We start from the raw sequence: 4,313 nt of genomic DNA on the forward strand, positions 1-4,313 counted from the left end.
GGGACGCCCGGCGGCCGCCGGGCGTCCCGGATCAGGAGCTCCTACTCCCCGGCGTCGGACCCGGCCGGCGCACGGCCGTCCTCCGCTCCCCCCGGACCGTTCGCCACGGCGGAGACCTCGGGCTGGCCGCCGCCGGACTCGGCGGTCTCGGCGGTCGACGAGGTCGCGTCCTCGGCCCCGGACCCCGCCGCGGCGACGTTCCGGCGCATGTCCTCCGCCACCCGGGGCAGCCAGGCCCAGGCCACCACGGCCGCGATGAGGATCAGCACGGTCGCCGCGAGGTGGGCCACCCGCACGCCGTCCATCCACGACTCCATGACCTCGCGCAGCAGCCCCGTGCCCTCCTCCCCCAGCGACTGGGCGACGCCGAGACCACCGACCAGCGAGTTGGTCGCCGTCTCCCGGACGTCCTCGGGGAAACCGGTCAGCGACTCCGACAGCCGGCTCCCGTAGGTGCTGCCGAGCACCGAACCGAGCACCGCGATGCCGAGCGAGGCACCGATCTCGCGGGTCACGTCGTTGGTGGCCGACCCCATCCCGGCCCGCTCCCGAGGCACCTTCGACATCAGCATGTCGGTGGCGGGCGGCATGGTGAGCGCGATGCCCAGCGAGACGGTGGCCAGGCCGAACAACAGGTGCCAGTAGCCCGCGTCGACCGTCAGGGTGCCCAGGATCCCCATGCCGAGCGCAGCCAGACCCATGCCGCTCACCACCGTCGTTCTCGGGCCGAACCGGGCCACGACGCGAGCGACCTGGGGCGAGACCAGGACCATCATCACCGAGACCGGCAGCATGGCCACCGAGGCCATCAGCGGCGAGTACCCGAACACGAGCTGGAGGGTCAGGCTGAGGGAGAAGAACACGCCGATCAGGGCGAAGAACACCAGCGTGAGCGACAGCGCCGACGCGGAGAACGCCTTGTCCCGGAACAGCGTCATGTCCAGCATCGGGTCCTTCACCCGCCGCTCCCAGAGGACGAAGACCGCGACCAGGACGAGGCCCGCCGCGAGCAGCCCCAGCGTGGTCGGCGACGCCCACCCGTTGTGCTCGGCCTGGATCAGGGCGTAGACCACGGTGCCGATACCGAGGGTCGACAGCACCGCCCCACCCGGGTCGATACCACCGTGGCCGCCCTCACCGGCACCCGCCGCCACCAGGCGGTGACCCGGGACGAACCGAACGCCCAGGGCCACGCCGACGATGACGACGGGGATGTTGATGACGAAGACCGACTGCCAGGAGTAGAACTCGAGCAGCACCCCGGAGATCACCGGCCCGAGGGCGGTGCCCGCCCCGGAGACCGCCGCCCACACCGCCACCGCCCTGGTCCGCTGGTGGCGGGGGAAGACACTGGTCAGGATCGAGAGCGTCACGGGCATCACCATCGCCGCGCCGACGCCCAGCACCGCACGGGCCGCGATCAGCTCCGTGCTGGAGTCCGTGAACAGCCACACGTAGGCGGAACCGAGGCCGAACACCACCAGGCCCGCCTGCAACATCGCCTTCCGGCCGTACCGGTCGGCCATCGCGGAGGCGGTGAAGAGCAGCCCGGCGAACACCAGCGTGAAGGCGTTGTTGAACCACTGCTGCTGGCTCGTGGTGGCGCCCAGGTCCACCGAGAGCACGGGGAGCGCGACTCCCAGTGAGGTGTTGGCCAGCATGACGGTCGCCAGCGCCAGGCACAGCACCAGCAGGGTCTTCCACCTGTCGCGGTAGACCGGTAACTCGATGCCCTCGGCGACCGCCGCGCGCTCGTCGTCCGTCATCGACGGACTGGGTCGTCCCGGCGGCACCTGGGCCTCGGGCTGGACACGGGACACGTCAACTCCTCGTTACGACGGGGGGAGTCGGCCCTCCCTCGACCAGGCCGACCCCTCCACGTTATGTCACACGTGCCAGTTGGCACACGTGACTTTTGGCATGGTTGACATCGACCGGACATCCCCGGGACCCTTGGACCCCATGACCGAGGTTCCGGCCCCCCACCCCGCCGCACCACCCGACCGGCGGCGGCGCAGGGCGCAACGGACCCGCGCCGGCATCGAGGCGGCCGCGCTCCGCCTGTTCCGGGAACACGGTTTCGAGGCCACCACGATCGCCCAGATCGCCGACGCCGCGGACATCGCGCCACGCACCTTCTTCCGCTACTTCCCCAGCAAGGAGGCGGTCCTCTTCGGCGACCCGGCCTGGCCCGCCCGGATGCTGCGCGAGAGCATCAGTCGACGCCCCGTCGACGAGCACCCGATGCGCTCCCTGGCCTGGGCGCTGGGCGAGCTCGACGAGGTGATGCAGGAGGAGCGGGCGCAGCACCTGCTGCGGTGCGAGCTCCTCGCCGAGGTCGACGAGGTGCGGTACGCACAGCACGTCGTCTCCTCGAACTGGATGCGGGAACTGACCGTGCTGATCGCCGAACGGCTCGGCACCGACCCCCACACCGACCCGCGCCCGCAGGCGTGGGCGATGGCGCTCGCCGGAGCCGTCTCGGTCTCGCTCCAGGCCTGGCTGGCGCGTCCGGAGGGCCCGCTGCCCTCCGCCCTGCTCGCCGAGGTGCTGCACACCACCATCGAGGGCTTGTCCGAGACGGCCCGGGGACTGCCGGCGCCCTCCCCCGCCTGACGCGGACGACACGCGGGCGCCGGCGGACGTGGCACGATCTGTGTCGAGAATGCCCGCGTCGAGCCCGAGGAGTGACGGTTGGTCCACGGACCACACCAGCGGCACTGGCCCGGCCCGCTCTCGGCGGCGGTGGCCACCCTGTGCGACCGGCTCCAGCCCCAGGTCGGCCCCGCCACGGCGGCCGGTTTCCGGCAGGTGCTCCACCGGCTGTCCGCCCCGCTCCAGGTCGCCGTCGCGGGGCGGATCAAGTCCGGCAAGTCCACGCTGGTGAACGCCCTGATCGGCCGCCGGGTGGCGCCGACGGACGTCGGCGAGTGCACCCGGCTGGTGACCCGCTTCCAGTACGGCACCGTCGACCGGGTCGAAGTGGTCTTCCGGGACGGCCGGAAGCAGGTGCTCCCCTTCGACCAGCACGGCATGATCCCCGCCGACCTGGGCGTCGACCTCGCGGCGGTCTCCCACCTGGAGGCCTACCTGACCAACGCCGTCCTGCGCGACCTGACCGTCATCGACACCCCCGGCCTGGGATCGCTCGACTCGGCCTCGGTCCGCCGCACCCGGGAACTGCTGGGCGTGGGGCAGGAACCGCCGGGCGAGCTGGACCCGGTGTCCCGCGACGCGGTCGCCGGGGCGGAGGCCGTGCTCTACGTCCTCACCCAGACCGTCAAGGCCGACGACGAGCACGCGCTGGCCGCCTTCACCGCGGCCACCGCCCGGCGGGAGGCAGGCCCGGTCAACGCCGTCGCCGTCCTCAACAAGGCGGACATGGTGGAACCGGACTCGGTCCCCGGGTCGGACGGCTCCACCTGGCGGGCGGCCGGTCTGGTCGCCGCCCGCCAGGCCACCCTGCTGCGCCCCCGGGTCGCCGACGTGCTGCCCGTCATCGGCCTGCTCGCCGAGACCGCGGAGACCGGCGGCTTCACCTCGGCCGACGCGCGGTGCCTGAAGGACCTGGCCGCGCTCGACGAGGAGACCAGGGAGACGATGCTGCTCTCCGCCGACCTGTTCGTCGACTGGGAATGCGCGGTGCCGGCCTCCGACCGGCGGCGCCTTCTGGAGCGGCTCGACCTGTACGGCGTCCGCAGCGGAGTGCTGGCCGTCACCGAGGATCCCGAGATCACCGCCGGCGCCCTCCGCCGCCGGATCCTGGACGCCTCCGGGCTCGCCGCCGTGCGTGCTCGGCTGCACACCCTCTTCCAGGCGAGAGCGGACGGCATCAAGGCCGCGGCGGCGCTGGCCTCCGTCACGGCGCTCGCCCACGCCTCCGGCGACCCCGGCGAACGCCAGCGCGTCCACGACGCGATCGAGGTGCTGCTGGCGCGGCCCGAAGCACACCAACTGCGGCTCCTGGAGGCGTTGACCCTGGTCGCCGGCGGGACCGTCACGATGCCCGACGACCTCGCCGAGGAGATCCTCCGCGTCGGGAGCACCTCGGACGTCGGGGAACGGTTGGGGCTCGCCGGACGTCCCAGGACGGAACTCGCCGCCCACGCGCTCGAACGAGCCGGCTGGTGGCGGTCGTTCGCCTCGTTCGGAGCCACTCCGGCGCAGAGCCGGGTGGCCCACGTGGTCCACCGCGCCTACTTCCTACTCTGGCAACAGCTCAGGGAGGGGACATGACCCCCTGGTTCCGACGGCGGCGACGCGAGGAGCCGCCCCCGACACCACGACCCGGGACCGGCCCCGGACGGGCCGCC

General features: G+C 72.8%; 3 protein-coding genes. 2 read left to right on the top strand and 1 reads right to left on the bottom strand.

Going from position 1 to position 4,313, the window contains the following annotated elements:
- Positions 1 to 41: 41 nt before the first annotated feature.
- Complete coding sequence (locus ACTIDRAF_RS0205185) at positions 42 to 1,820, bottom strand: MFS transporter (RefSeq protein WP_211215274.1); 1,779 nt, start codon at positions 1,818 to 1,820, stop codon at positions 42 to 44.
- A 142-nt stretch (positions 1,821 to 1,962) separates the two neighbouring features.
- Between ACTIDRAF_RS0205185 and ACTIDRAF_RS0205190 the strand changes: the two genes are divergently transcribed.
- Together ACTIDRAF_RS0205190 and ACTIDRAF_RS0205195 are read left to right on the top strand one after the other, a co-directional pair.
- Positions 1,963 to 2,616, top strand: a complete 654-nt coding sequence (locus ACTIDRAF_RS0205190) for a TetR family transcriptional regulator (RefSeq protein WP_016697653.1) — start codon at positions 1,963 to 1,965, stop codon at positions 2,614 to 2,616.
- Between the two features lie 78 nt (positions 2,617 to 2,694).
- Complete coding sequence (locus tag ACTIDRAF_RS0205195) at positions 2,695 to 4,236, top strand: dynamin family protein (protein WP_016697654.1); 1,542 nt, start codon at positions 2,695 to 2,697, stop codon at positions 4,234 to 4,236.
- Positions 4,237 to 4,313: the final 77 nt, after the last annotated feature.

The organism is Actinoalloteichus spitiensis RMV-1378, assembly GCF_000239155.1.
Lineage (GTDB): Bacteria > Actinomycetota > Actinomycetes > Mycobacteriales > Pseudonocardiaceae > Actinoalloteichus_B > Actinoalloteichus_B spitiensis.